Annotated in this window: 21 protein-coding genes; 8 read left to right on the top strand and 13 right to left on the bottom strand. The window is 67.4% G+C overall.

The window, feature by feature from the left end; all coding sequences use genetic code 11:
- Positions 1–209 precede the first annotated feature (209 nt).
- Together AAID08_RS07765 and AAID08_RS07760 are read left to right on the top strand one after the other, a co-directional pair.
- Complete coding sequence (locus AAID08_RS07765) at positions 210–1220, top strand: acyltransferase (protein ID WP_054501393.1); 1011 nt, start codon at positions 210–212, stop codon at positions 1218–1220.
- A gap of 341 nt (positions 1221–1561) precedes the next feature.
- Positions 1562–2710, top strand: a complete 1149-nt coding sequence (locus tag AAID08_RS07760; protein ID WP_064526889.1) for an aromatic ring-hydroxylating dioxygenase subunit alpha — start codon at positions 1562–1564, stop codon at positions 2708–2710.
- Positions 2711–2776: 66 nt separating this feature from the next.
- Here AAID08_RS07760 and AAID08_RS07755 read toward each other — a convergent pair whose 3' ends face one another.
- The 5 genes from AAID08_RS07755 to AAID08_RS07735 form a co-directional block, all read right to left on the bottom strand.
- On the bottom strand, positions 2777–3907 hold the full coding sequence (locus AAID08_RS07755; protein ID WP_064526891.1) for a TIGR03364 family FAD-dependent oxidoreductase: 1131 nt from the start codon (positions 3905–3907) through the stop codon (positions 2777–2779).
- Between the two features lie 87 nt (positions 3908–3994).
- Positions 3995–5017, bottom strand: coding sequence for a putative 2-aminoethylphosphonate ABC transporter substrate-binding protein (locus tag AAID08_RS07750; RefSeq protein ID WP_395757503.1), 1023 nt, complete (start codon positions 5015–5017; stop codon positions 3995–3997).
- Between the two features lie 115 nt (positions 5018–5132).
- The gene (gene phnX / locus AAID08_RS07745; RefSeq protein ID WP_054501397.1) at positions 5133–5954 is read right to left on the bottom strand and encodes a phosphonoacetaldehyde hydrolase; all 822 of its coding nucleotides are present in this window, start codon (positions 5952–5954) and stop codon (positions 5133–5135) included.
- 27 nt (positions 5955–5981) lie between these two features.
- Entirely contained in the window at positions 5982–7724 is a 1743-nt protein-coding gene (locus AAID08_RS07740; RefSeq protein ID WP_395757502.1) for a putative 2-aminoethylphosphonate ABC transporter permease subunit, read from the bottom strand.
- Positions 7725–7752: 28 nt separating this feature from the next.
- Positions 7753–8883 (bottom strand): putative 2-aminoethylphosphonate ABC transporter ATP-binding protein, encoded by a 1131-nt coding sequence (locus tag AAID08_RS07735; RefSeq protein WP_049072431.1) that lies wholly within the window; start codon positions 8881–8883, stop codon positions 7753–7755.
- A 160-nt stretch (positions 8884–9043) separates the two neighbouring features.
- On the opposite strand from AAID08_RS07735, the gene AAID08_RS07730 reads away from it, so the two are divergent.
- Both AAID08_RS07730 and AAID08_RS07725 read left to right on the top strand, forming a co-directional pair.
- Complete coding sequence (locus AAID08_RS07730) at positions 9044–9907, top strand: LysR family transcriptional regulator (protein WP_006388352.1); 864 nt, start codon at positions 9044–9046, stop codon at positions 9905–9907.
- A gap of 53 nt (positions 9908–9960) precedes the next feature.
- On the top strand, positions 9961–10530 hold the full coding sequence (locus AAID08_RS07725; protein WP_049072430.1) for a phosphonate degradation HD-domain oxygenase: 570 nt from the start codon (positions 9961–9963) through the stop codon (positions 10528–10530).
- A 73-nt stretch (positions 10531–10603) separates the two neighbouring features.
- Here AAID08_RS07725 and AAID08_RS07720 read toward each other — a convergent pair whose 3' ends face one another.
- Positions 10604–11455, bottom strand: a complete 852-nt coding sequence (locus AAID08_RS07720) for a sulfurtransferase (RefSeq protein WP_054501401.1) — start codon at positions 11453–11455, stop codon at positions 10604–10606.
- A gap of 36 nt (positions 11456–11491) precedes the next feature.
- Entirely contained in the window at positions 11492–12346 is an 855-nt protein-coding gene (locus tag AAID08_RS07715) for a DMT family transporter (RefSeq protein WP_054501402.1), read from the bottom strand.
- A 154-nt stretch (positions 12347–12500) separates the two neighbouring features.
- Between AAID08_RS07715 and htpX the strand changes: the two genes are divergently transcribed.
- Positions 12501–13382, top strand: a complete 882-nt coding sequence (gene htpX, locus AAID08_RS07710) for a protease HtpX (RefSeq protein ID WP_054419788.1) — start codon at positions 12501–12503, stop codon at positions 13380–13382.
- A 140-nt stretch (positions 13383–13522) separates the two neighbouring features.
- Here the strand turns inward: htpX and AAID08_RS07705 are convergent, their stop codons facing one another.
- The gene (locus AAID08_RS07705) at positions 13523–14914 is read right to left on the bottom strand and encodes an L-serine ammonia-lyase (protein WP_054501403.1); all 1392 of its coding nucleotides are present in this window, start codon (positions 14912–14914) and stop codon (positions 13523–13525) included.
- 175 nt (positions 14915–15089) lie between these two features.
- On the opposite strand from AAID08_RS07705, the gene AAID08_RS07700 reads away from it, so the two are divergent.
- On the top strand, positions 15090–16751 hold the full coding sequence (locus AAID08_RS07700) for a Na/Pi cotransporter family protein (protein ID WP_395757501.1): 1662 nt from the start codon (positions 15090–15092) through the stop codon (positions 16749–16751).
- Between the two features lie 773 nt (positions 16752–17524).
- On the opposite strand, the gene AAID08_RS07695 is transcribed toward AAID08_RS07700, so the two are convergent.
- The 3 genes from AAID08_RS07695 to polA all read right to left on the bottom strand — a co-directional run bounded on the left by AAID08_RS07695 (position 17525) and on the right by polA (position 22137).
- Positions 17525–18313, bottom strand: coding sequence for a dienelactone hydrolase family protein (locus AAID08_RS07695; protein ID WP_054501405.1), 789 nt, complete (start codon positions 18311–18313; stop codon positions 17525–17527).
- Between the two features lie 117 nt (positions 18314–18430).
- Positions 18431–19264 (bottom strand): ZIP family metal transporter, encoded by an 834-nt coding sequence (locus AAID08_RS07690; RefSeq protein ID WP_054501406.1) that lies wholly within the window; start codon positions 19262–19264, stop codon positions 18431–18433.
- 155 nt (positions 19265–19419) lie between these two features.
- Positions 19420–22137: a DNA polymerase I gene (gene polA / locus AAID08_RS07685; protein ID WP_395757500.1), complete on the bottom strand. Its 2718-nt coding sequence runs from the start codon at positions 22135–22137 to the stop codon at positions 19420–19422.
- A gap of 76 nt (positions 22138–22213) precedes the next feature.
- Here polA and AAID08_RS07680 point away from each other — a divergent pair, with 76 nt between their 5' ends.
- Positions 22214–22840, top strand: a complete 627-nt coding sequence (locus tag AAID08_RS07680; protein ID WP_395757806.1) for a TIGR00730 family Rossman fold protein — start codon at positions 22214–22216, stop codon at positions 22838–22840.
- 69 nt (positions 22841–22909) lie between these two features.
- Here the strand turns inward: AAID08_RS07680 and AAID08_RS07675 are convergent, their stop codons facing one another.
- Positions 22910–24334, bottom strand: a complete 1425-nt coding sequence (locus AAID08_RS07675) for a M20 family metallopeptidase (RefSeq protein WP_054501409.1) — start codon at positions 24332–24334, stop codon at positions 22910–22912.
- A 70-nt stretch (positions 24335–24404) separates the two neighbouring features.
- Positions 24405–25388: a tripartite tricarboxylate transporter substrate binding protein gene (locus AAID08_RS07670; RefSeq protein ID WP_054501410.1), complete on the bottom strand. Its 984-nt coding sequence runs from the start codon at positions 25386–25388 to the stop codon at positions 24405–24407.
- A gap of 133 nt (positions 25389–25521) precedes the next feature.
- Here AAID08_RS07670 and AAID08_RS07665 point away from each other — a divergent pair, with 133 nt between their 5' ends.
- Complete coding sequence (locus AAID08_RS07665; protein ID WP_395757499.1) at positions 25522–26466, top strand: LysR family transcriptional regulator; 945 nt, start codon at positions 25522–25524, stop codon at positions 26464–26466.
- Positions 26467–26482: the final 16 nt, after the last annotated feature.

Genomic DNA, 26482 nt, shown 5'->3' with positions numbered 1-26482 from the left:
GTTTCGTGACAAAACGTTCATGCCGCCGCGCGGGCCCGGGCGCCCGCGCCGCCGGGGCCGCCGACCGACAGCGCCTCGCAGGCCCTGTCGGTTTTTCATGCGCCCCCTAACCCCTGGATACAGAACCCGTATCGGCCTGGCTGCTAAGGTGAAAAGCGAGGATGGCCGCCGCGCCGGCCCCGCCCGACTCACCTTCGCCAGGGAGCCCGATGCCACTGACCGATGACCGCTACGCCCGGCTGGATTCCGCCCGCTGGCTCGCCGCCGCGGCGGTGGTGTTGCTGCACAGCGCCGCCCTGATCGTCAGCGACCCGTCTGCCTACGGCAACGGCGCCTGGCTGGCCGCCAATCTGTATGACTCCGCGGTCCGCTGGTGTGTGCCCGTGTTCGTGATGGTCAGCGGCGCCCTGCTGCTCGATCCCGACAAGCCGCAGGATGCGAGGCGGTTCTACAGCAAGCGGGTCACGCGGATCTGCGCGCCGCTGCTGTTCTGGACCCTCTTCTACCTGGCCTGGCGCACCGGGCTGGACTGGTGGGACGACGGCCACGTCGACTTTTCGTTCTGGCCGCGCAAGGTCGCCCAGGGTGAGCCGTACTACCACCTCTGGTATCTGTACATGATCGTGGGACTGTACCTGTTCGCGCCGCTGGTGCGCCTGCTGTACGTGCGCAGCACGCCGCGCGCGCGTTCGCTTTGGGTGGTGGGCATTCTGGGCCTGGCCATCCTGGATGCGCTCTACCGACGCGCGCTCGGCGCCCAGCCCGGCTTCTTCCTGACCTGGTTCCTGCCCTACCTGGGCTATTTCGTCGCCGGCCGCCAGATCTTCGATGGCGAACTGCGCGTGCCGCGTCCGACCCTGGTGCTGGCCGTGAGCGTGGCGGCCACGGCACTGGGCGTGCACACCATGTCCAGCAACCGGACGCTGGACACCTATTTCTACGATTACTTCAGCCTGACCGTGCCGTTCATGTCGCTGGCGGCGTTCCAGTGCATCGTCTCGTCGCCGCGCCTGCCGCGGCTGGCATCGCTGGCCCCGCTGACCTTCGGGGTCTACCTGATCCATCCGGTGTTCCTGGATGTGGCGCACCGGGCCGGCGCCATCGGCGGCGGACGTCGCGATGCCTGGGTCGTGCCGTTGCTGACGCTGGCCGTGTTCGCTTTGTCCGCGGGCAGCAGTTGGCTGTTGCGACGCCATCCCGCCACCCGCAGGCTGGTCTGAAAAGCCTACGGCGCGAAGGGTTAATCACGATTTGCGCGGGGTCAAACCGCCAGGGCCGGATCTTCACCAAGCTTCACCGATCTTCACGGGCGGGGCGTATGGGGTTGGGGTACAATTGACGGCTTACTTGATCGGCCAGACACCGATTTTTCTTCGCGCCAGAACGGATTTAACCATCCCCTTCCGAACAGCTAGGGCGTGGTGAAGCTCAAGCCGTCCTGGCTTTTTAACGCCGGGCCGCCCCAAGAAAGAGGCCCCCTTTGAGGGCAGCCCGCCCACCGCGTACGCAGTACTGAGTGGGCACGGCGTTGGGGGAAATATTCATCCGAGCGGAGGGAATCATGACCGACATCGGTCGGATGGCACATGTTGTGCCAGCTCGCACCCAGCTACCCGTCAGTGCTTACTTTGACGAAGCCCTCTTTGCCCGCGAGCAAGAACTCATTTTCAAGCAATCCTCGCTGTACGTCGGCCACCAGAAGCTGGTGCCCGAAATCGGGGATTGGCGCACCTTGGCCCAGGAAAATGGAGGGCGCGTGCTGGTTCGCAACCAGCAGGGCGTTGACCTCATCTCAAATGTCTGCCGCCACCGCCAGGCATTGATGCTGGGCGGCCAGGCCGGCGACGTCACCGGCCATTGCAATTCGCACGGCAGCCTCAAGGCCACCGGCGGCAACATCGTCTGCCCGCTGCACCGCTGGACCTATAACAACCAGGGCGAGCTGCTGGGCGCGCCGCAGTTCGACACCACGCCGTGCATGAACCTGCAGAAGTTCCGCCTGCGCGATTGCCATGGCCTGCTGTTCGAAGGCCCGCGCGACCCGGCCGCCGACATGGCGCCGCTGTTCGCGCGCCCGGAGTTCGACTTCGGCGACTACGTGCTGGACCACGTCGAAGTGCACCAGTGCAACTACAACTGGAAGACCTTCATCGAGGTGTACCTGGAGGACTACCACGTCGGCCCGTTCCACCCCGGGCTGGGCCGCTTCGTCACCTGCGACGACCTGACCTGGGAGTTCAACGACTGGTACAGCCTGCAGAAGGTCGGCGTGCATAACGCGCTGGCCCAGCCGGGTTCTGACGTCTACAAGCAATGGCACGATCGCCTGCTGTCGTTCCGCGACGGCGACGCGCCGGATTTCGGCGCCGTCTGGGTCACGTATTTCCCGACCCACATGATCGAGCTGTATCCGCACGTGCTGGTGCTGTCGACGTTGTACCCGAAGAGCCCGCAGGAAACGGTCAACGTGGTCGAGTTCTACTACCCCGAGGAAATCGCCGCCTTCGAGCGCGAGTTCGTCGAGGCGCAACGCGCGGCCTACATGGAAACGGCGATCGAGGACGACGAGATCGCCGAGCGCATGGACGCCGGCCGCAAGGCGCTGATGCTGCGCGGCGTGAACGAGACCGGTCCGTACCAGTCGCCGATGGAAGACGGCATGCAGCACTTCCATGAGTGGTACCGCCGCATCATGCAGGAGCGGCTCTGAGGACACGCTCCGCCAACGCAAAAGGGCTCGCGATCGCGAGCCCTTTCTTTTTGCCGGGGCGGCTGCTCAGCGGCCGAGGGCGGCGGCGACCGTGCGCTCCCCGATCGCCAGCCCGACCGTCATGCCCACGCCCGAATGCATCACCGCCACCGTGGTGGCGGCATCCACCGGCATCACGGAGAACGGCGCGGGGCCGTGCGTGCCATAGACGCCCTGCCAGCGCTCCAGCACCCGCAGCCGCGCCCCCAGCGCCTGCGACGCCAGGTCCAGCATGGCGTTGTCGACCGCCTCGTCGTTGAACGGGAAGGCATCCTGGCCGTAGCGGTGCGAGTCGCCGATGATCAGCTCGCCATAAGGCGTGGGGCTGATCAGCAGGTGGATGCCGTTTTCCAGCAGCATCGGCGTGCGCGCCTGGATCTGCGCGCGCAGCGCCAGCGCCGACGGCAGGTCGGAGAAGGCGCCGTAGTGCACGCAGGACAGGCCAGTCAATAGCGGGCGGTCCAGCGCCATCGGACGCGTCTCGAAGGCCGCGCGCAGCATCTGCAGGCGCGTCACCTCCAGGTTCAGCGGCGCGAACTGTTCGGGCAGCAGCGTCAGGTAGTCATGGCCGGGACACACGAAGACGTGCGCACCGGCGAAGTCGCCCGCGGTGGTCGCGACCTGCCCTTGCTCGACGGCGCGCGCCAGGGTGCCGGTGACGAATTCGACGCCCAGCGAATCGGCCAGGTAGCGCGTGATGGCCGGCAAGGCCTCGCGCGAGTAGATCTGCAGGTCGTCCAGCCCGCGCAGCGCGGCGCAGTGGTGCGCCAGCTGGCCGTCATACAGCTTTGCCACCTCACGGCCCGACAGCAGCTCGGCGCGATAGCCTTCCTGTTGCAGGCGGGTCCGGGCGAATTCGTCCAGCACGTCGGCCTCGCCAGCGTCGCGCGCCAGCACCAGCGCGCCGTTGGCTCGCACATGGAAGCCGGCCTGGGATGCCAGGTCCAGCCACAGCTCGCGCGCCTGCCGGGCGTGCGACAGCATCATGCCGGGAGCCTGGCCGGTGACGATCACCTGACCGAAATTGCGGATGGTCGCGCCATGCGCCTGGCGGCTGCGTTCGATCACGGCCACCGACAGGCCGCGCTTGGCGGCGGCCCAGGCGTGGGCGATGCCGAGCATGCCGGCGCCGACCACGACTACGTCGAATTTTTTCATTTGGAAAACGAGGCAGAGAGGTTGCACGGGAAGCGCCCGCCCGGGCGCCTCCCCTGCCACGGCGGCGTGGCCGCCGCGGTGGCCCGATTACTTCTTCTTGGGCTCGGACTTGCCGTCGTAGCGGCGGGTCCACTCGGCGATGATGCGATCGCGGTTGGTGGCGGCCCAGACGAAGTCGTTCTTGATCATGCGCTTGGTCAGGTCGGCCGGCAGGTTGGGATTGGACGTGGCGATCGAGGGAATTGCCAGCACCGCGAAGTTGGCCTTGTACAGTTCGTTGGCCTCGCGGCTGGCCGAGAAGTCGGCCAGCTTGCGCGCGGCTTCCAGGTTCTTGGTGCCCTTGACGATGGCGGTGGCTTCGACTTCCCAGCCCAGCCCTTCCGACGGGAACACGGCTTCGACCGGCGCGCCGTCGGCCTTGAGCTTGGCGGCGCGGTAGTCGAACGACACGCCGATCGGGAATTCGCCAGCGGCGGCCATGTTGCACGGCTTGGAGCCCGAGTGCGTATACGAACCGATGTTCTTGTGCAGGGCGTCCATGTAGGCCCAGCCCTTTTCTTCGCCGAAGATCTGCAGCCAGGCGCTGACGTCCAGGAAGCCCGTGCCCGACGAGGCCGGGTTCGGCATGACGATCTTGCCGGCGTAGACCGGCTTGGTCAGGTCCTGCCACGATTCGGGCTTGGGCAGCTTCTGCTTTTCGGCTTCGACGGTGTTAAAGCAGATGGCGGCGGCGAAGCCGTCCATGCCGACCCAGGTGGGCTCGGCCTTGGCATCGCGCATATTGGCGGCGATCTGGCCCAGGCCCTTGGGGGCGTAGGGCTGCAGCATGCCTTCCTTGTCCATCAGGCCCAGCGAGGTGCCGGCCAGGCCCCAGATCACGTCGGCCTTGGGGTTGCTCTTTTCGGCCAGCAACTTGGCGGTGATGATGCCCGTGGAGTCGCGCACCCACTGGATCTTGATGTCGGGGTTGGCCTTTTCGAAGGCGGCCTGGTAGGCCTTGATCTGGTCGGCTTCCAGCGCCGTGTAGACGGTCAGCGTGGTCTCGGCGGAAGCGGCGCCGGTGATGCCGGCGAAAGCGGCGGCCAAGGCAAGCAGCGTGAAGCGTTTCATGAGGGTACTCCGTGGGTGAGCGGAAAAAGGGTGAGTCGGGTCGCCGCGGCCGGCCCATGCCCGCCGCGGAGCGTTGCGAAAAAAGGTTGGGTCAGGATTCCCGGCGTGGGCAGCCTCAGGGTCGCTGCCCCGCCGCCAGGCGGGATTCGATATCGGCAATCACGCCAGGCAGGTCGGCCACGGTGTCGATCAGGTAATGCGGCGCGGCGCCCGACAGTTCGCGGCCGGCGCGCTCGCGGGCCGCCTGGCGGCCGTTGTCGTCCAGGCTCAGGTATTCGTCCAGCGTCAGGCCGGCGGCATTGCCCGACAGCAGCAGGCCGACGGTCCACATGCCGGCGCGGCGGCCTTCCTCGATGCCGGGAGCGGTGTCGTCGACCTTGACGCAGCCGGCCACATCCGTCAGGCCCAGCTCCACCACGTTCTTGAGCGCCATGGCCGGCGCCGGGCGCGCGCGCGGCACGTCGTCGCTGGCGACGATGCAATCGGGCTGCAGGCCTTCGCCGGCGGCGCGCTCGACCACGCGGCGCATCACGCTGCCGGGGTAGCCGGAGCATGAGCCGATCTTCAGGCCGCGCTGGCGCAGCGCGCGCAGCAGCTCGGCCGCGCCGGGAATGGCCGCCGAGTACTGCGCCACCTTGTCCAACTGCATCGGCAGGAAGCGCTCATAGATGGCGGTGACGTCGTCGTCGGTCGGCAGGCGGCCGAACCGGGCCTGGTACTGGTTGGCGATGGCGGGCTCGTCGCACAGCGCGCGGATATGGTCCCACTTGCCCACCCCCATCGGGCCGCGGGCCTGCTCCAGCGTGACTTCCATGCCGAACTCGGCGAAGGCGTCGACGAACACCTTGGTCGGCGCGAAGGAACCGAAGTCGACCAGCGTGCCGGCCCAATCGAAAATCACCGCTTCCAGGCGGACGGGCAGAGGCGAAACAGTCATGAGGGTCTTCCTTGCTGAGTATTCAAATCAAAGGGTCGCGGGCCGGCGCCACGCCTGGCTGCGCGCCACCAGGGCGCGGCTGGCCAGGTGCAGCAGCAGCGCCGCGACCGCCGAGCTGGCCATGATCACGGTGCACATGGCGGCGGCCGGGCCGATGAAGCCGGCGTCATCCATGTTCAGCACCGCGACGGCGGCCAGCACCGTGGACGGGCTGTACAGGAACACCACGGCCGACACGGTGGTCATGGCGGAAACGAACAGGTAGCGGGCGACGTCCAGCGCGGCCGGCAGGCACATCGGCAGCGTCACGCGCAGGAAGGTGGTCAGGCGCGGCACCTTGAGCGAGGCCGAGGCGGCTTCGAACTCCGGGTCCAGCGCGTTCAGCGCGGTGGCGGCCGTCAGGTGCGCGCTGGTGTAGAAGTGCACCACCGTGCACAGCACCAGCAGCGGCATGGTGCCGTACAGCATATTGAGCGGATTGGCGGCGCCGTTGAAGAAGAAGATGTAGCCCAGGCCCAGCACCAGGCCGGGCACGGCCATCGGCATCAGCGCCAGCATCCCCAGCACACCGCGCAGGCCGCGCGACGAGGCGCTGCGGGCCGGCACCTTTTCCATCATCCAGGCGCCCAGGAACACCACCACCGTGCCGATCAGCGCGGTGCAGAAGGCCAGTTCCAGGCTGTTGCGCCAGGCCAGCCAGCCGCCGCCATCCATGTTGTCGAAGTCGTAAGAACGCAGCGACAGCGACAGGTTGTAGGGCCACATCTTCACGAACGAGGCCCACACCGCCACGCCGATGATGAGCAGCAGAAACCCGGCCATGGCGCCTGCCAGCAGCAGGAAGGCCGTGTCGCGCCGACGGTTGGCGCCGGCCGCATAGGGCTGGGCGCGACCGCTCAACTGGGCGCCCTGGCGGGCCCGCAGGCGGCGGTCCAGCACGAAGGTCAGCAGCGCCGGCAACAGCAGCAGGATGCCGATGGCGGCGCCCTTGGGGAAGTTCTGCTGGCCGACCACCGCCTTGTAGGCTTCCATCGCCAGCACGTTGTAGTCGCCGCCCACCACCTTGGGCACGCCGAAGTCGGTCACCGTCAGCGTGAACACCACGCAGCAGGCCGAGAACACCGCATAGCGCGTGCCGGGCAGGGTCACCGTCATGAAGGTGCGCAACGGCCCGGCGCCCATGGCGCGCGCCGCGTCATAGAGGCGGCCGTCGGCCAGCGTCAGGCCGGTCAGCAGGATCATCAGCGCGTGCGGGAAGGTATAGAACGCCTCGCCCACCACGATGCCCCAGAAGCCATAGATGGTCGCGCCGCCGAACAGGCCTTTCAGCAGGCCCTGGTTGCCCAGCAGGTAGACCAGCGCGATGCCCGGCAGCAGCGACGGCGCCAGCAGCGGCAGCAGCGCGATGGTGCGCAGCAGGCCCTTGCCAGGAATGCGGCTGCGCGTCAGGGCGTAGGCGAAGGCATAGGCGCATGGCACCACCAGCATCATGGTGACCACGCCCACCGTCAGGCTGCGCCCGACCATGCCGAGGAAACCGTCGGCGCCGATGATGCCCAGCACCACCGACAGGCCGGCCCAATCGCCATTGGCATCGGTGACCGACTTGGCCAGGATCGCCACCAGCGGCAGGGCCAGGAACAGTGCCAGTCCCAGCGCCAGGGCGCCCTGCCCGAGCGTCAGCCCGAAGGCGCCGACCCAGGCGGGCAGCGGCCGGCGGCCCAATGACGCCGCAACGGGGGCGACGGACGTGTCGGTGGGCACGGACATGGCGGCGGGGACGGGGCTCGCAGCCGGATCAAGCGTAGGCGCGAATCGCATGGCGCGGCAGCTCCACCCAGCAACGGCTGGCAGCGTGAGGCCCCAGCAGGGCATCTCCGGTTTCAGGGGACACGATCGAGTGCACGGTCGCGCCGGGCACGCCTTCCAGGCGCAGCGCCAGGCGGTAGCCGCGGCCCAGGAACACACCGTCCAGCACGTCGGCCAGCATGGTGTTGGGCTGCTCCGGACGCGCCACGCTCACGCGCACCGCCTCGGGCCGCACGAACAGCTTGCCGACGTTGCGCTCCAGCGCCTCGTCCACCGCCAGTTCCTGGCGGCCGACGCGGGCGTGGTGCGCATCGATGCGCTCGAACGGCAGCCAGTTGGCCTCGCCCACAAAATCGGCGATGAAGGCAGAACCCGGCTGGCGATACAGCTCGCGCGGGGTGCCGAATTGTTCGATGACGCCGCCGTTCATGACGGCGATGCGGTCGGCCATGACCATGGCCTCTTCCTGGTCGTGCGTCACCATCAGCGTGGTGATCGACAGGCGTTTCTGCAGCGCGCGCAATTCGATACGCAGATGTTCGCGCACCCGCGCATCCAGCGCCGACATCGGCTCGTCCAGCAGCAGCAGGGACGGCGACGGCGCCAGGGCGCGGGCCAGCGCCACGCGCTGCTGCTGGCCGCCGGAGATCTGGCCCGGATATTTATGGGAAGCGCCGGCCAGGCCCACCAGCGTCAGCATTTCCTCGACCCGGTCGGCCACATGCTTGCGATGGGCGCGCTTGCCGCTCAGGCCATACGCCACGTTCTGGGCCACGGTCAGGTTGGGAAACAGCGCATAGGACTGGAACAGGATGCCGTAGTCGCGCTCTTGGGGCTCGGCATGGGAGATGTCACGGCCCGACAGGAGGATGGTGCCGCTGTCCTGGCGCTCCAGGCCGGCGATGGCGCGCAGCAGCGTGGTCTTGCCGCAGCCCGAGGGGCCCAGCAGGCACACCAGTTCACCGGCGCGGATATCCAGCGACACATCCGACAGCGCCGTATGGCTGCCGAAGCGCTTGACGAGATTGCTGACCGAAAGAAAGCCCCCGCGCTGCGCTCCGGGCTGGGGCGTAGCGCCCGTCGGAACAGTGTTGGTATCGCGTTGGAGCTGTTGGGCCATGGGGCCTCCGGTCTGGGAACGAAGGCAGTATGGAAGGCGCGTATTGAGTGTTTATGACACTTCGCGTAAATGCAGTAATAAAAACATCAAATTATTTTGGTGTACTGGCGGTCTTGCGCAATCCGTCCACCGATTCATCCGTTTACAGGCCCTGCCCAACGTGCTCGTCGCCGAACTGAAATCCTTCTATGCCGTGGCTCGCTGCGGCACCGTCACCAAGGCCGCGGCCCAGTTGGGCGTCAGCCAACCCACGGTGACGGGGCAACTGCGCCAGTTGGAATCGCGCTATGGCGTCGAGCTGTTCCATCGCCAGGGGCGCGGCATGCGACTGTCGGATGCCGGGCACAGCCTGATGCCGATGGTCGAAAAGCTGGTGCAGCAGGAAACCGAGATCGATTTCCGGCTGCGCGACGCCAGCGACCTGCGCGAGGGCAACCTGCGCATCGGCGCCACCGGGCCGTACTACATCATGGACACGGTGCGCCGCTACAACCAGCTCTACCCCGGCATCGACCTGACCGTGGCCATCGGCAACTCGCAGAGCATGCTGCAGGCGCTGCATGATTATCGTATCGAGATTGCCACGTCCTCGTTTCTGATGGATGACAAGCATTTGTACCGCCGCATGATCGCGGCGGATCCGATCCGCGTGGTGACGCATCGCGGCCACCCGCTGGCGCGGCGCGGCAAGGTGGCGCTGGCCGACCTGGCCGACCACGCGCTGCTGCTGCGCGAACCCGGATCGATGACGCGCCAGCTGACCGAAGAAGCCCTGCAGGCGGCCGGCGTGACGGTCAAGCGCACGCTGGAAATCGGCAGCCGCGAATCGATCCGCCAGGCGATCCTGTGCGAACTGGGCATCAGCCTGATCCCGTCACGCGAAATCCCGTCCCATCCCGAACTGGCGGCCCTGGACATCGAGGGCGCCGATGTCGTGATGCATGAATACCTGTACTGCCTGCGCGAGCGCCAACCGGTGCAGCTCATCGCGCGCTTTCTGGAGATGGCGCCGGCAGCCGGCTGATCCGTGGGATCACTGCCCCGCCTCTTCCCCTTGCGGCCACTCAGGAGACAACCATGGCCTTGACCCTGCAGGACATCGAACAGCTTTTCCTGGAACGCGGGCACCGTTCCTATCATGGCGAATCCGTCAGCCACCTGCGCCACGCGCTGCAGACCGCGACGCTGGCCGAACGCCATGGCGCCAATGCCCAGTTGATCACTGCCTGCCTGCTGCACGACCTCGGCCACCTGATCGCGGACCATCCGGACACGCCCACCCTGCGCGGCATCGACGACAAGCATCAATATTTCGTGCTGCCGTTCCTGCGCGGGCTGTTCAGTTCGGCGGTGCTGGATCCGATCCGGCTGCACGTGGAGGCCAAGCGCTACCTCTGCTATGTGGAGCCGCAGTATGAAGCGTCGCTTTCGGAGGATTCGAAACGCAGCCTGGCGCTTCAGGGGGGCAGCTTCGATGCGGGCCAGGCGGTGGATTTCGCCAGCATGCCGGGCGCGCCGGATGCGATCCGCCTGAGGCGCTGGGACGACATGGCCAAGGTGCCAGGGCTGGCCACGCCGCCGCTGGACCACTTCCTGGAGATCGCCGAAAGCGTCTCCGGACGGGTCAAGCTGGCGGCGGTCTGGTAAGGCCGCCACCCGCGCCGTCGGAATACGACGGCGCGGTTTCAGGCCCGGCTTGCGGCCGGGCCGGCCGGCGCGCTCACTCGCCCTTGGCCACCGGCCGGGACGGATCGCTGCACCACTCGCTCCACGAGCCCGGATAAAGCCGCGAGCCGGCCAGGCCGGCGATTTCCATCGACAGCAGGTTGTGGCACGCGGTGATGCCCGAGCCGCACTGGTGCACGATGGCCGCGGGGTCGCGGCCGTCCAGCAGGGCGGTGAATTCCTCGCGCAATTGCGCCGCGTCCTTGAACCGGCCGTCGGCCTGCAGGTTCTGGCCGTTCGGACGATTCAGCGCGCCGGGAATGTGGCCGGCCACCGGATCCATCGGCTCGACCTCGCCGCGATAGCGGTTGGCGGCGCGCGCGTCGATCACGGTGAACGCGGGCCGGGCGATGTTGTCCAGCACCGCCTGCGCATCCACGCTGCCCACGAGCGGCGCCGCCGGCGTCACCGGCGCGCCCGCCTGCACCGGCGCGGCCGCCTCGGTGGAGGTGGGCAGCCCGGCCGCCTGCCAGGCCTGCCAGCCGCCGTCGAGCACGGCGACCCGGTCGTGACCCAGCCAGCGCAGCATCCACCACAGGTGCGCGGCGTACATGCCGCCGCTGGCGTCATAGGCCACCACCAGGGTCTCGGGCGTGACGCCGTGCGCCGCCATCAAGGCGCCGAACTGGCCGCGGTCGGGCAGCGGATGGCGGCCATTCCTGCCGGTCCGGGGGGCCGCCAGCTCGGTTTCGTGGTCGAGGTACCGGGCGCCGGGAATATGGCCGGCGGCATAGGCCTCACGACCGGCCGCGTGATTGGTCAGGTCGTGGCGCACGTCGAACACGCGCACGTCCGCCGCGCCCAGGTGCGTGGCCAGGTCGGCCGCGGAAATCAGGGTCATCGTCATCGGAAATTCTCCTCTGATAGGGTCGGGTTGGCGGGATCAGGTCGGCTTGGGGTCACGCATGGTGCGCCAGACCGACAGCAGGCCCGCCGAAATGATCAGGCCCATCCCGGCCCAGGCCAGGCCGTCCAGGGTATCGCCCCAGAAACCCATGCCGAGCAGGGCCGCGAAGATGATCGTGCTGTATTGCAGGGCCGCGGTCAGCAGCGCCGAGCCCAGGCCGAACGCCCGCGTCATGGCCAACTGGCCGAACAGGCCGGTCACGCCCACGCCTAGCAGCGAGCTGTAGCCGGTCCAGTCCGCATGGCCCCAGCCCTCGAAGCCCAGGCCGGCGAAACTGGACGCGCACACCGCCACCGAAAAGAACAGCACCGTGCGCCATTCCGGCTCGCCGATACGGCCTAGCTGGCGGATCTGCATCATGGCGATCGCCGACATGGCGCCGGCCCCCAGGCCCAGCAGGGCCGCCAGCCACTGGTCTTCGTTGATGCTGGGACGCAGCACGGCGATCACGCCCAGGAAACCCAGGGCCACGGCCGCGATCCGCACCGGGTCGCGCTGCGCCCCGCCCCATCCCAGCATCCAGCAGGCGATGAACAGCGGCGCCGTGTAGTTCAGGCTGGTGGCGGTCGCCAGCGGCAGATGGGAAATGGCGAAGAAACCGAGCCACATCGAAGTGACGCCGGACAGGTTGCGCCACAGGTGCAGTTTCCAACTGGTGGGCACGATCGACTGGCGCCCGGCGCGCGCCCAGATCAGCAGCAGCACCACCGACGGCAGGCCGCGGAACAGCACCACTTGCGGCAGCGTCGCGCCGTGCTCGGTGCCCAGCTTCACGAACGACCCCATGATGGCGAACATGGCGGACGCCAGCAACATCCAAAGTGCCTGCATTTGGGGGTCAGCGCTCAGGTGAAAGTGAGGGGGAAATAGGGGAAAGCGATACTATACTCTCCGTCACCGGGGCGGCGCCGGCAGTCGGGGAACTGCTGCGCCGCGGCACAGTCCAATCCCGCACAAGTCCCGCTCGCTGAGGAACAAAAAAAGCATGAAACGCATCATCCTTTTCGTCATTACCAACCTGGCCGTCATGCTCGTGCTGTCGGCCACGCTACGCATCCTGGGCGTAGACCGCTACCTGACCGCCAACGGCCTGAACCTGCAGGCGCTGTTGATCTTCTCGGTCGTGGTCGGCTTCACCGGCGCCATCATCTCGCTGCTGATCAGCAAGCCCATGGCCAAATGGAGCACCGGCGCCCAGGTGCTGGATCCGAACGCGCCGCGCAGCCAGCGCGAGGCCTGGCTGCTGGACACCGTCCACCAGCTCGCCGATCGCGCCGGCATCGGCCGCCCGGAAGTCGCCATCTACGACGGCGCGCCCAATGCGTTCGCCACCGGCGCCTTCAAGAACGACTCGCTGGTGGCGGTGTCCACCGGCCTGCTCGAAAGCATGAGCGAAGAGGAAGTGGCCGCGGTGCTGGCCCACGAAGTGGCGCACATCGCCAACGGCGACATGGTCACGCTGACCCTGATCCAGGGCGTGGTCAACACCTTCGTGGTGTTCCTGGCGCGCGTGGTCGGCTACTTCATCGACCGCGTGGTGTTCAAGAACGAACGCGGCCTCGGCCCGGGCTACATGGTCACCGTGATCGTCTGTGAGATCATTTTCGGCATCCTGGCCTCGATCATCGTGGCCTGGTTCTCGCGCCAGCGCGAATACCGCGCCGACGCCGGCTCGGCCCACCTGATGGGCGCCCGCGAACCCATGATCCGCGCCCTGGCCCGCCTGGGCGGCCTGGAGCCGGGCGAGCTGCCCAAGTCGTTCGAAGCTTCCGGCATCACCGGCAAGGGCGGCCTGGCGGCCATGTTCGCCTCGCACCCGCCGATCCCGGCCCGCATCGCCGCGCTGCAGAACGCCCGCGTGATCTGATCCGGGCACAGGCCTGGGAAAAGCCTCCACGCCGCGCCTTCGGCTTGCGTCCCCCCGGGGCGCTCTCATCGTGAAGCGGCTCGGCAATGAAAAAAGCCCCTTGAGCGATCAAGGGGCTTTTTGTTGGGGGCGGACCCGCCTCAGCACTCGACGATGTTCACCGCCAGGCCGCCACGCGCCGTTTCCTTGTACTTGGTCTTCATGTCGGCGCCGGTCTCGCGCATGGTCTTGATGACCGAATCCAGCGACACGTAGTGCTGGCCGTCGCCGCGCAGCGCCATGCGGGCCGCGTTGACCGCCTTGATCGAGGCCATCGCGTTGCGTTCGATACAGGGAATCTGCACCAGCCCGCCGACCGGGTCGCAGGTCAGGCCCAGGTTGTGCTCCATGCCGATCTCGGCCGCGTTCTCGACCTGCTCGACCGAGCCGCCCAGCGCCGCGGCCAGGCCGCCGGCCGCCATCGAACAGGCCACGCCGACCTCGCCCTGGCAGCCGACTTCGGCGCCGGACAGCGAGGCGTTGTACTTGTACAGCAGGCCCACCGCCGCCGCGGTCAGCAGGAAGTCGCGCACGCCCTCGCGGTTGGAACCGGGGACAAAACGGTCGTAGTAGTGCAGCACCGCCGGGATGATGCCCGCGGCCCCGTTGGTCGGCGCCGTCACCACCCGCCCGCCCGCGGCGTTTTCCTCGTTCACCGCCATGGCGTACAGGTTGACCCAGTCCATCACCGACAGCGGATCGGACAGCGTGCGCTCGGCGCGCTGGGTCAGGTTGCGGTACAGCTCCGGGGCGCGGCGGCGCACCCGCAGCGGACCCGGCAGTTCGCCATCGGCTTCGGGGTAATTGATGCCACAGCCGCGCGACACGCAGTCCTGCATCACCTGCCAGATGCGGTCCAGCCCGCCCGCGACCTCGCCGGCCTCGCGCCAGGTCAGCTCGTTCTTCATCATGAGCTGCGCCACGCTCAGGCCGCTTTCGCGGCACATGGTCAGCAGTTCGCGGCCGGTGCGGAACGGGTACGGCAACTGGTCGTGCGCGGCGATGACCTGGCTGTTGGAGGCGCCCGCCGTCACCACGAAGCCGCCCCCCACCGACAGGTAGCGGGCCTCGCGCAGCGACTGCCCTTCAGCGTCGAAGGCGTGGAATTTCATGCCGTTCGGGTGCTCGGCCATGGCCTCGCGGCGGTAGAACATCATGTGTTCCTTTTCCACGAACGGCACCGGATAGTGGCCCAGCAGCGGCAGCTGGCGGCTGGCCCGCACCGACGCGATCATGCCGGCGATGGCGGCCGGGTCGACCGTATCGGGCGCCTCGCCCATCAAGCCCAGCAACACGCCCTTGTCGGTGCCGTGGCCCTTGCCGGTGGCGCCCAGCGAGCCATAGAGTTCGGCGCGCACGTTCGCCACCCGCGGCAGCAGGCCGTCGCGCTCCAGCCCTTGGGCGAACAACAAAGCGGCCCGCATGGGGCCGACGGTATGGGAACTCGACGGACCTATGCCTATTTTGAACAGATCGAAGACGGAAACGGCCACCGGAAATCCCCTGCATCCAAGAATGATCCGGCAATGATACGCGCAAGGTCCGGCCCTGCGCAGCAAAGCCCCGCGGGGCGTATGCTGTATTCACGGCACGGGTTTCCCCGCCCGCCCCGGCATGCGATCATTACAGAATTATTTCTTGTCATAAAAAGAATGGAACTGCCCCAGGATGTCCGGACTCATCACCCTGCTTGACTTCGCCGGCTACGTCGCCCTGCTGCTCTGGGGCGTGCACATGGTCCAGACGGGCGTGCAGCGCGCCTTCGGCGCCGCCCTGGGCGCCGCGCTGGGCCGCGCCCTTGGCTCCCGCCTGCGAGCCTTCGCCGCTGGCCTCGGCATCACCGCCGCCCTGCAAAGCAGCACCGCCACCGGCCTCATGATCACCGGCTTCGCCGCTGGCGGCGTGGTCGGGCTGGTGCCGGCCCTGGCCGCCATGCTGGGCGCCAACGTCGGCACCACCCTCATCGTGCAGTTGCTGTCGTTCGACCTGACCTCGCTGGCGCCCATCCTGATCCTGGCAGGCGTCTGGATGTTCCGCCGCTATCCGCCGGGCCGCACCCGCGACCTGGGGCGGGTCTTCATCGGCCTGGGCCTGCTGCTGCTGTCGCTGCACCAGCTCGTCGAACTGTTCGAGCCGTTCCAAACCGCCCCCATGCTGGGCATGATCCTGGACGCCCTGGCGACCCAGCCGGTCGCCGCAGTGCTACTGTCGGCCGCCTTCACCTGGGCCGCCCACTCCAGCGTCGCCGTTGTGGTGCTGGTCATGTCGCTGGCCAGCCACCACATGGTGGCGCCGCACGTCGCCTTCGCGCTGGTGCTGGGCGCCAATCTGGGCACCGCCATCAACCCCATGATCGAGGGCGTCACCGGCGACGACCCCGCGGCCCGCCGCCTGCCGCTGGGCAACCTGCTGACCCGCATCCTGGGCGTGCTGGCCGGACTGGTGCTGCTGCCTTGGCTGCAACCGCTGATGAGCGATATGTCCAGCGACCCGGCCCGCGCGGTCGCCAACTTCCACACGCTCTTCAACGCCGTCATCGCGCTGGCGTTCCTGCCGCTGCTGGCCCCCTACGCCGCCCTGCTTACCCGCTGGCTGCCCAAACGCACCGACCCCAACGACCCGTCCCGCCCCCAATACCTGGACGAATGGGCCCACGACGTGCCGGCAGTCGCCCTTGGCAACGCCGCCCGCGAAGCGCTGCGCATGGCCGATATGCTGCAGACGCTGCTGCTGTACGCCCGCGCCGGCTTCAAGCGCGACAACCGCCACCGCATGGTGCAGGCGCGCCAACTGGACGCCGCCCTGGACAAGCTCGAAAGCGCCATCACCACTTACCTGGCCACGCTGGACCAGGAAAACATGACGCGCGACGACGTGCAGCGCATGGACGACATCCTCGCCTTCATCAGCAACATCGGCCACGCAGGCGACATCGCCCACCATGGCCTGCTCAGCCACATCGCCAAGCTGCGCAAGCAGGGCTGGACCTTCTCTCCCGAACAACGCGCCAGCCTCGACGACACGCTGGGCGAACTGATCGCCAACCAACGCCAGGCCGCCGCCCTCTTCGTCAACGACGACCTGCGCCAGGCCCGCGCCCTGGCCGGTGAAAAGTCGCGTTTCCGCACCATCGAAACGCAGGCGGCCGACGCCCACCTGCAGAAAATCAAGGGCGGTCAGGTCGACGCCGCCGAAGTCGGCGCCCTCTATCTCGACATCCTGCGCGACATGAAGGGCATCAACTCCCACCTGGTCGGCGCCGCCGCCTATCCCCTCCTGGCCCGCCACGGCGAACTCCTCCCCAGCCGGCTGCGCGAAGCGGGGAATTAGGGCCCCCACGCGGCGCGCTTCGCGCTTGCTGCCCCCCGAGGGGGCTGCCCCGCCTTCGGGCGGCCGGGCGGCGGGGCGGCCCCCACGCCGCGCACGCCTCGCGCGCTTGCTGCCCCCCGAGGGGGCTGCCCCGCCTTCGGGCGGCCGGGCGGCGGGGCGGCCCCCACGCCGCGCACGCCTCGCGCGCTTGCTGCCCCCCCGAGGGGGCTGCCCCGCCTTCGACGCCCCACAATGGCTGCCAGCGAAGGGGCGACCCCGGCTTGAGGCACTTGTGTCACAAGGCGGCAGCATGCCCACATGTGATCGCGCTCGCATCGTTCATCAACGCTATGTGGTAGGGCAACAAGTCTCTCTTCACGACACGCAGCCACCGAGCACACGCACCTCCGCCCGCGCGTAGCGAGCCAAGCCCCGACGCCCCACACCGCGTATGCCAGGATCGGCTGCCCGCGCAGCCGATCCTGGCGGGCCCCGCAAACCTCTCGCATGCCGCCGCGGTCCAGCAGCGCCCCATGCCTCGAAACCGGTAGCCCGGCGCGGGTGGCGCATGGGTGGGCGCGCCGTCAGATGCGCCCGGCGGAAACCGTAGGGAGCCGAAGGCGGACGAGGTTGAGCACGGGGAAGTCCGGAGCGAAGGCTCCGGACCGCAATCGCAGGCGCGCCCACCCATGCGCCACCCGCGCCGGGCGGCCTACGAAAGCAACAACGCCCCAAAAAAAACCGCCACGCAAACGCGCAGCGGCTTCTCATGACGCCAAGAGCACAATCCCCCCTCAAAGGTACCGCTTGAACCACTCAAGCATCCTCCCCCACCCATCCCTGGCCGCCTCCGCCTGATAATTCGCCCGGTAATCCGCCATGAATGCATGATCCGCCTGCGGATACACCACGAACTCCGACCGCCGGGCATTCTCATTGCCCGCCGCCAGCTTCGTCTTCATGATCTCGATATCCGACACTGGAATGCTGGCATCCTTGGCCCCATACAACCCCAGCACCGGCGCATGCAGGTCGTTCACCACATCGAACGCATAGCGCTTGATCAACGGACCATGCCCCGTGCTCAGCTTGCCGTACCAGGCCACGCCCACCTTCACGTTCGGATTGTGCGCCGCGTACATCCACGTCAGGCGCCCGCCCCAGCAGAACCCCGTCACCGCCACCCGCTTCGGGTCACCACCATGCTGCGCGGCCCACGCCACGCTGGCGTCCAGGTCGGCGAACACCTGTTCGTCGGGCACCTTGCTGACGATCTCGGCGATCAGCTTGGGAATGTCGGTATAGGTCGATGCATCGCCCTGGCGCTCGTACAGGTTTGCGGCCACGGCCAGGTAACCGGCCTTGGCCACGCGGCGGCAGATATCCTTGATGTGCTCGTGCACCCCGAAGATCTCCTGCACCACCAGCACCACGGGCAGGTCGCGCTTGCCCTCGGGGGCGGCGTAATAGGCGCTGATGGATCCATCGGCCACGGGCAACTGGAAATCCCCGTGAACCAGCCCCTGGGCGTCCGTGTGGATCACGGTGGGGGCGACGTTGCCGGCGGCGGCGGAAAAACTCATGGCGAACTCCTGTGTAGGGATCAACGCGGAGCCGGCGCGCCGCGGTTCGCCATCGGGGCGAGCGCGACAGGACCGGCCAGGATCGGAAGCAAAGCCGGGTATCGCGACCGCCACGCCTCAATGTGTGTGGACGTGCTCCGCGCGTGCCGCGCCGGCGCCCGCCTCGTGCTCATGCCCGTGATGCATCAGGGTCGTCACGCTGTAGATCAGCACGACACCCACGCCCACCAGCAGCAGTTGCGGCACCGCATCGGCCAGGGATACCCGTTCGTGCATCTGCGGCATCAGGTCGGCCACCGAGATGTAGAGGAAGCTGCTGGCGGCAACCACCAATACGTACGGCACCCAATCCTGGGCCTGCTGCAGCACGAAGTAACCTATTATGCCGCCCAAGGCTGAACACAAGCTGGTGAACAGGATCAGCGCAAAAGCGCGGCGCCGCGCCAGGCCGGCATTGAGCAGCACGACGAAGTCGCCCAGCTTGTGCGGCACTTCGTGCACGATGATCGAGGCCGCCGTCAGCACGCCCAGCAACGGATCGGTCAGGAAGGCCGCCGCCACCAGCACACCGTCGCACAGGTTATGCAGCGAGCTGCCGATCAGGATCAGCACGCCTCCGCGTCCCGCCTCGTGCTGGTCATGACCATGATGATGGTGATGCCCGTCGCCCTCGTGGTGATGGCTGTGGCGCAGCAGCGCGATTTTCTCCAGCACGAAAAAACCGATCAGCGACGCCAGCATCAGCCCGAACAGCACATGGGCATCGGCCACCCCGCTTTCAAAGGCTTCCGGCAACAGGTGCAGCAACGCCACCGACAGCAGCACCCCCACCGACAGACTGACCATGTGATGCAGGTAATGGGCGAACACCTTGTAGGCCAGCCAACTGGCGACAAGGACGGCGATGAGGCCACCGGTGACGGTGGCAAGCAGGACCCAGAGCAGCAGCATTTGGGGGACGTATATGGTCAGGGGAAGCGCAACATTATATTGTTGCAGCTACAAAAGCGGAAATGGGCCGCCGGATCGCTGCGCGCCCCGAACGGCCCGATACGAGGGACTCCGGGACGAGCGGCGCTTCCCGAGCGCGCCGCTCGTCCCGGGGGTCAGTGCGCCTGTTCCCAGTTCTTCCCTACGCCCACCTCGGCCACCAGCGGCACGCGCAGCTCGGCCACGTTGCACATCAGCCGCGGCAGGGCTTCCTTGACCAGCTCCAGTTCCGAGTCGGGCGCTTCCAGCACCAGTTCATCGTGCACCTGCATGATCATGCGCGTCCGCAGCTTTTCGGCCTCGAGCCAGTCCTGCACCGCCACCATGGCCATCTTGATCAGGTCGGCCGCGGTGCCCTGCATCGGCGCGTTGATCGCCGCGCGCTCGGCGCCCTGCCGACGCGGGCCCGAGGCGCCGCGGATCTCCGGCAGTTGCAGGCGGCGCCCGAACACGGTCTCGACGTAGCCCTGCTCGCGCGCCACGCGGCGCGTGTTCTCCATGTACATCGCCACGCCGGGATAGCGGGCGAAATAGCGGTCGATATAGGCCTGCGCCGCGTCGCGCGTGATACCCAGGTTGGACGCCAGGCCAAACACACCCATGCCGTAGATCAGGCCGAAGTTGATCGCCTTGGCCGCGCGCCGCTGCTCGGACGACACGTCCGCCAGCGCCACGCCGAACACTTCCGACGCCGTGGCACGATGGATGTCCTCGCCGGCCGCGAAGGCGCGCTGCAGGTTGGCGTCATCCGACACGTGCGCCATGATGCGCAGCTCGATCTGCGAATAGTCGGCTGACAGCAGCATGCCCTGCTCGGCAATGAAGGCCTCGCGCACGCGACGTCCGGCCTCGGTGCGCACCGGGATGTTCTGCAGGTTGGGATCGGACGAAGCCAGCCGGCCGGTGATCACCGCGGCCTGCGAATAATGCGTGTGCACGCGGCCGGTGTCGGGGTTGATCATGCGCGGCAGCTTGTCCGTGTAGGTGGACTTGAGCTTGGACAGTCCGCGGTACTCCAGCAGCACCTGCGGCAGCGGATAGTCCTGCGCCAGCTTGCTCAGCACTTCCTCGTCGGTCGACGGCGCGCCGCCGGCGGTCTTGCGCACCACCGGCAGTTGCATGCGGCCGAACAGGATCTCGCCCAATTGCTTGGGCGAATTCAGATTGAAGGGCTGGCCGGCCAGTTCGTAGGCTTTCTGCTCGAGCTGCAGCATTTCCTGGCCCAGCTTGTGGCTCTGGCGGCCCAGTTCGGCGGCATCGACCTTGACGCCATTGCGCTCGATCGTGGTCAGCACCGCGGACACCTGCATTTCCAGCAGGTAGATGCGTTCCAGTCCGGCGTCGGCCGCCACCTGCGGACGCAGCACCTGATGCAATTGCAAGGTGAAATCGGCGTCTTCGGCGGCGTAGTGGCCGGCCTTGTCCACCGCCACTTCATCAAAGCCGATCTGCTTGGCGCCCTTGCCGCACAGGTCCTCGTACGAGACACCGCTGCGGCCCAGGTAGCGCTGCGCCAGGTCGTTCAGGCCGACGCCGCGATGCGACTCCAGCACATAGGCCTGCAGCATGGTGTCTTCGGCAATGCCGGCCAGGCGGACGCCTTCGTTGGCGAACACATGCGTGTCGTACTTGGCGTGATGCAGCAGCTTGGCGCGCGAGGCATTCTGCAGCCACGGACGCAGGCGTTCCAGCACCTCGGCCTTGGGCAATTGCGTCGCGCCGTCGGGGCCGCGATGCGCCACCGGAATGTAGCAGGCCACGCCCGGCGCCACCGCCATCGACAGGCCGACCAATTTGGCCTGCATCTCGTCCAGCGAAGTGGTCTCGGTATCCAGCGCCACCAGGGGCGCCTTGTCCACCAATTCCATCCAGGCATCGAACGCAGCCCAGTCGTCAATGATGCGGTAATCCAGTTCCGTCGGCGCGGCTGGCACTTCGGCCGCCACGCGGGCGTCGCCCGTCGGCACGCGCTCGGCGTCGCCGGTCAGGTCACGCAGCCAGGTACGGAAACCGTAGCGTTCGTAGAGTTCTGTCAGGGTGGCGTCGTCGCGATCGCGCGGCGTCAGGTCGTCGACGCTGTCGACGTACCCGGTCAGGTCGCAATCGCACTTGACCGTCAACAGCTGGCGCGTCAGCGGGAAATTGGGAATGGCTTCGCGCAGGTTGCTGCCGGCCACGCCCTTGATGCCCTCGGCGCCCTCGACCAGTTTGTCGATCGAACCGAATTCGGAGATCCACTTGGCGGCCGTCTTGGGGCCGACCTTGGTCACGCCCGGCACGTTGTCGACGGTATCGCCCACCAGCATCAGGTAGTCGACGATGCGGTCCGGCGCCACGCCGAACTTGTTGACCACGCCAGCCTCGTCCAGCACCTCGCCGCTCATGGTGTTGACCAGCGTGACATGGCTGTTGACCAACTGCGCCAGGTCCTTGTCGCCGGTGGACACCACCGTGTGCACGCCGCGCTCGGCGGCGCGGCAGGCCAGCGTGCCGATCACATCATCGGCCTCGACGCCCTCGATCGCCAGCACCGGCCAGCCCAGCGCGCGCACGGCGCGATGGATGGGCTCGATCTGGGCGGCCAGATCTTCCGGCATGGGCGGGCGGTGCGACTTGTATTCCGGATACAGATCGTCCCGGAAGGTCTTGCCACGCGCATCGAAAATACATGCGGCATACTCTGCCTTATAGTCGGATACAAGCTTGCGCAACATATTGACCACGCCGTACAGCGCACCCGTAGGTTCGCCTTGCGCATTGCGCAAATCAGGCATAGCGTGAAAAGCGCGGTACAAGTAGCTTGAACCGTCGACCAGCAATAAGGTTTTTTTCATGGTTACAAAGGCAGATATGGCAACAACTGCGGCAACAATTGCGGCGACGCCCGCCGAAAAACAAATTCCGCTGATTATGTCAGAGATACGGACGGCGGCCGAAAAGCTCGCGAACATCGGGCCGGCGGTCAGTGTCTTTGGCAGTGCGCGCGTCAGCCGCAACTCCCCCCACTACGAAACCACCGTGGCAATCTCGGCCGCCCTGGCCGAGGCGGGATTTGCGATCATCGCGGGCGGCGGCCCCGGCATCATGGAAGCCGCCAACAAGGGCGCGTTCGAAACCGGCGGCACCAGCATCGGGCTGAACATCAGCCTGCCGCACGAAGCGCACAACAACGAATATCAAACCATCAGTCTATCGTTTGAGTACTTTTTTTCACGCAAAGCCACCTTTTTCATGCACAGCTTCGCCTACGTGGCGATGCCGGGCGGCTTCGGCACCCTGGACGAGCTCTTCGAAGCGTTGACACTGATCCAGACCGGCAAAGTCCCGCCCGCGCCCATCGTGCTGGTGGGCAGCGAATACTGGTCGGGCCTGGTCGAATGGCTGGGGGGCCAGGTGCTCGGCAACGGCATGATCGGCGCGCATGACCTGGATCTTTTCATCATCGAGGACGATCCGCGCAAGGTCGTGCGCAAGGTGGTCGAGTTCCACCAGAAGGTCAGCACGGAAGCGCAATACGCGCCCTCGCTGCCGGCCTGACGGCCGCTGGCCGGGAAAGACGCACCCGGCAATGCCGGGCGGCCGCGAATCGCGGCCGCCCGAGCGCCCCTACTTGCGCATGAACGACGGCAGCACGTCCGCCGGAATCGGGCAGACATACGGCTGGCCGCGGCGCATTTCCAACAGCTCTTCCTTGGCGCGCGCCAGCGTCCCGGGCTGCCGATAGAGATCCGCCGCCGTGGCCGCGATGATCTTGGCCGCATGCACCATGCCCTTGTGCGCCAGCGACAACTTGCCCTGTGCCACCATCTGCCAGGAATGGAATGGCGTGCCGTAGGCATAGCAGGCGCCCCAGCACTGTGCCGTGGGCGTCACCCAACTGACGTCGCCGACGTCGGTCGATCCATAGCTGATTTCATGCTTGCCGGGTTCGTAAGGCGCGACGCCGCTGAACAGCGGCGTCGGATTGCGCAGCACCGCGCCCAGGTTCTTGCCGGCGTTGTCGATGTCGTCGGCCGAAATCGCGTCCCACATGCGGCGCGCAGCCTGCTGTTCGCCTTCTGTGTAGGCCGGGCCTTGCAGCGCCTGCATGTTGGCGTACATGACCTGGTTCAGCACGCCGTTGGGAATGTAGTTGGAGCAGGCCTTGTCGAACACGATCTCCAGTTCGCAACCGGTCATCAGCGCCGCGCCGCGGGCCACGTTCTTGACCCGTTCGTACAGCTCGGCGGCCTGCGAATTGATCGGCGCGCGCACCAGGTACAGCACCTCGGCGCGGGCCTGAACCACGTTGGGCGAGATGCCGCCGCTGTTGGTCACCGCGTAGTGCACCCGCGCGTCCGGCACCATGTGCTCGCGCAGGTAGTTCACGCCCACGTTCATCAGCTCCACCGCGTCCAGCGCGCTGCGGCCCAGGTGCGGCGAATTGGCCGCGTGAGCCGCCACGCCCCGAAAGCGGAAATAGGCCTGGATATTGGCCAGCGACGACTGGTGGAAGATGCCGGTGTGCGAGGCCGGATGCCAGGTCAGCGCCGCGTCCAGGTCGTCGAACAGCCCGGCGCGCGCCATGAAGGTCTTGCCCGACCCGCCCTCCTCGGCCGGGCAGCCATAGAAACGGATACGGCCCGGCAGGCCATTGCGCTCGAGGAATTCCTTGACCGCCACCGCGGCGAAATGCGCCGCCGTGCCCAGCAGGTGGTGGCCGCAGCCGTGGCCGTTGCCATTGGGCGTTTCCGGCGACGGCTGGCAGGCATAGGCGCCGCTCTCCTGGCTCAGGCCCGACAGGGCGTCGTACTCGCCCAGGATGCCGATCACCGGGCCGCCGGCGCCCGCCTCGGCGACGAACGCCGTCGGAATGCCGGCCGCGTCGCGGGTAACGCGAAAGCCGGCCTCTTCCAGCATGGCGATGTGCAGTTCGGCCGATTTGTGCTCGTCGTAGCGCAATTCGGCCAGGCTCCAGATGCGGTCGCTCAACTCGGCGTAGCGGTCGCTGCGCGCGTCGATGAACGGGGCAAGAATATCGATGGCTCCCATCGTGTCTCCAGTGGCGGTCTACAGGATCTGGGGGCGCCGGCCACGGTACGTCGCCGGCGGCGGCAAAACGTCATTCGTCGAGCTTGATGGCGGCAGTTTCAATGATTTTGCGATTGGCGGCCAGCGTCTGCGCGATGCGCTGGGTGAATTCCTGCGGCGTGCCGGTATCAGGCTCGGCGCCGAGGGTGGCCAGCCGCTGCACCAGCGCCGGCTCGGCCAGCGCCCGGCGCACCGCGTCATTGAGACGCCGCACCACTGCGTCGGGCGTGCCCGCCGGCGCCACCAGGCCGAACCAGGTCTGGCCCAGCGCATTCAATTGCGGGTAGCCCAATTCGGCCAGCGTCGGCAGTTGCGGCAGGCCCGGCAATCGCGCGGGGGCGGCCACCGCGATCGGACGCAGCTTGCCGGCCTTGATCAAGGACTGGGCCGAGGCGTACTGGTCCTGCTGCACCTGCACCTCGCCGCCCACGGCGGCCGTCAATGCGGGGCCCATGCCCCGGTAGGGCACGTGCAACACCTCGACCTGAAGGTCCGCATTCATGGCCGCCAGGTTCAGGTGACCGAGCGATCCCACGCCGGGCGAACCGAAGGAATACTTGCCGGGATGTCCCCGCAATTCGGCCAGGAACTGTGCGAAATCCGTCGCAGGAAAGGCCGGGTTCACCATCCACACCACCGGCACGTTGGCCACCGAACCCACCGCCGTCAGTTGCTTTGCCGGATCGACGCGCGCCGTACCGTACAACAGCGGATTGACCGCCATGGTGCTGACGGTGGCCATGCCCAGCGTATAGCCATCGGGCTCGGCCCGCGCCACCGCCTCGGTGCCGATCAGGCCGCCGGCGCCGGCGCGGTTCTCCACCACCACGCTCTGGCCCAGTTCCTTGCGCAGGCCATCGGCCACCGCCCGCGCCAGGACATCGGTGGAACCGCCGGGAGCGAACGGCACGATCAGGCGCACCGGCTGCGAGGGATAGACGCCCTGCGCGTGCGCCAGGAACGAAACGCCGACCAGTGCGGCGCAGACGAAAGCATGCAACAGACGGGACTTCATGGAACGGCGAATCCTTGCGTGGAAACCGGTAGCCGGCGTCACGTCATTCTGGCCAGGGCATATCCTTATTTCAAATACATTAACGGACCCATATATTCGAATCTTGAATATCAAGATCCGGAATTCCACACCCATGGACGTCGCCCCCGCCACCCTGCTTGCCCGGCTGCTGGCCAAGGGACGCCTGCGCCACCTGCAACTGCTGGCCGGGGTTGCGGAACTGGGCAGCCTGCAGCAGGCCGCCGCTCAGATCGGCATGAGCCAGCCGGCCGCCACCCATGCCCTGGCGGACATCGAATCCCTGCTGGGCGTGGAGCTGTTCGAACGTCATGCGCGCGGCATGCGCGCCACCCGCTGCGGTCAATTGATGGCCGATTGCGCACGCGGCATGCTCACCTCGCTGCGCGCCTCGACCGACTCGGTCGCGGCCCTGCGCGGCGGAGCCTCCGGCAGCCTGCGCTTGGGCGCCATCCCGGCAGCGAGCAGCGGGCTGCTGGCGCAACACCTGCCCGCCTACATGCGCGCCCATCCGGGCCTGCAGGTGGACTTGCAGGAAGGCAGCCGCGAACAGTTGCTGCCGCTGGCGGCTGCGGGCAATCTGGACATGCTGCTGTGCCGGCGCCCGGAGGCGGTGCCGACCGGCCTGGACTTCGTGCCGCTGCAACGGGATGACGCCGTCATCGTCGCCACGCCCGGCCATCCATTGCTCGCCAGCGACACCGCGCCGACATTGGCGCAGGTCGCCACCCAGCTCTGGATCCAGCCCCGCCCGGAACTGGCGATCCACGCCGTCTTCACCGCTTTCTTTGAACGCGCCGACGTAGTCCCGCGGCTATGCCGCCTGGCCAGCGCCGCGCCGCCCATGCCACTGCTGATCGCCGTCATGCAGGCACAGCAGGCGCTGGCCATGGTGCCGCTGACGCTGGCCGGCTGGTATCTGCAACATGGCCACTTTCAGCGCGTGCGGATCGAATCACCGGGCGCCTTCCAGCCCATCGGCGCCATCGTCGGACTGGCGGGTCCGGGCCGCGACTTTCTGCACTGGCTGATGCGCGCCCCGCAACAAACAGCCTCCTGACCGCCGCCTCCAGACT

This window comes from Achromobacter sp. EB05, assembly GCF_044232075.1.
GTDB lineage: Bacteria > Pseudomonadota > Gammaproteobacteria > Burkholderiales > Burkholderiaceae_B > Achromobacter > Achromobacter dolens.
The sequence above is the reverse complement of the archived record's forward strand: the minus strand, read 5'-3'. Positions and strand labels throughout refer to the sequence as shown.

Coding starts and splice junctions, on each gene's coding strand:
- polA (WP_395757500.1), bottom strand. CDS start 22,137: ATGAAAAAAACCTTATTGCTGGTCGACGGTTCAAGCTACTTGTACCGC.
- AAID08_RS07680 (WP_395757806.1), top strand. CDS start 22,214: ATGTCAGAGATACGGACGGCGGCCGAAAAGCTCGCGAACATCGGGCCG.
- AAID08_RS07675 (WP_054501409.1), bottom strand. CDS start 24,334: ATGGGAGCCATCGATATTCTTGCCCCGTTCATCGACGCGCGCAGCGAC.
- AAID08_RS07765 (WP_054501393.1), top strand. CDS start 210: ATGCCACTGACCGATGACCGCTACGCCCGGCTGGATTCCGCCCGCTGG.
- AAID08_RS07725 (WP_049072430.1), top strand. CDS start 9,961: ATGGCCTTGACCCTGCAGGACATCGAACAGCTTTTCCTGGAACGCGGG.
- AAID08_RS07760 (WP_064526889.1), top strand. CDS start 1,562: ATGACCGACATCGGTCGGATGGCACATGTTGTGCCAGCTCGCACCCAG.
- htpX (WP_054419788.1), top strand. CDS start 12,501: ATGAAACGCATCATCCTTTTCGTCATTACCAACCTGGCCGTCATGCTC.
- AAID08_RS07690 (WP_054501406.1), bottom strand. CDS start 19,264: ATGCTGCTGCTCTGGGTCCTGCTTGCCACCGTCACCGGTGGCCTCATC.
- phnX (WP_054501397.1), bottom strand. CDS start 5,954: ATGACTGTTTCGCCTCTGCCCGTCCGCCTGGAAGCGGTGATTTTCGAT.
- AAID08_RS07755 (WP_064526891.1), bottom strand. CDS start 3,907: ATGAAAAAATTCGACGTAGTCGTGGTCGGCGCCGGCATGCTCGGCATC.
- AAID08_RS07700 (WP_395757501.1), top strand. CDS start 15,090: ATGTCCGGACTCATCACCCTGCTTGACTTCGCCGGCTACGTCGCCCTG.
- AAID08_RS07695 (WP_054501405.1), bottom strand. CDS start 18,313: ATGAGTTTTTCCGCCGCCGCCGGCAACGTCGCCCCCACCGTGATCCAC.
- AAID08_RS07735 (WP_049072431.1), bottom strand. CDS start 8,883: ATGGCCCAACAGCTCCAACGCGATACCAACACTGTTCCGACGGGCGCT.
- AAID08_RS07715 (WP_054501402.1), bottom strand. CDS start 12,346: ATGCAGGCACTTTGGATGTTGCTGGCGTCCGCCATGTTCGCCATCATG.
- AAID08_RS07665 (WP_395757499.1), top strand. CDS start 25,522: ATGGACGTCGCCCCCGCCACCCTGCTTGCCCGGCTGCTGGCCAAGGGA.
- AAID08_RS07750 (WP_395757503.1), bottom strand. CDS start 5,017: ATGAAACGCTTCACGCTGCTTGCCTTGGCCGCCGCTTTCGCCGGCATC.
- AAID08_RS07740 (WP_395757502.1), bottom strand. CDS start 7,724: ATGTCCGTGCCCACCGACACGTCCGTCGCCCCCGTTGCGGCGTCATTG.
- AAID08_RS07670 (WP_054501410.1), bottom strand. CDS start 25,388: ATGAAGTCCCGTCTGTTGCATGCTTTCGTCTGCGCCGCACTGGTCGGC.
- AAID08_RS07720 (WP_054501401.1), bottom strand. CDS start 11,455: ATGACGATGACCCTGATTTCCGCGGCCGACCTGGCCACGCACCTGGGC.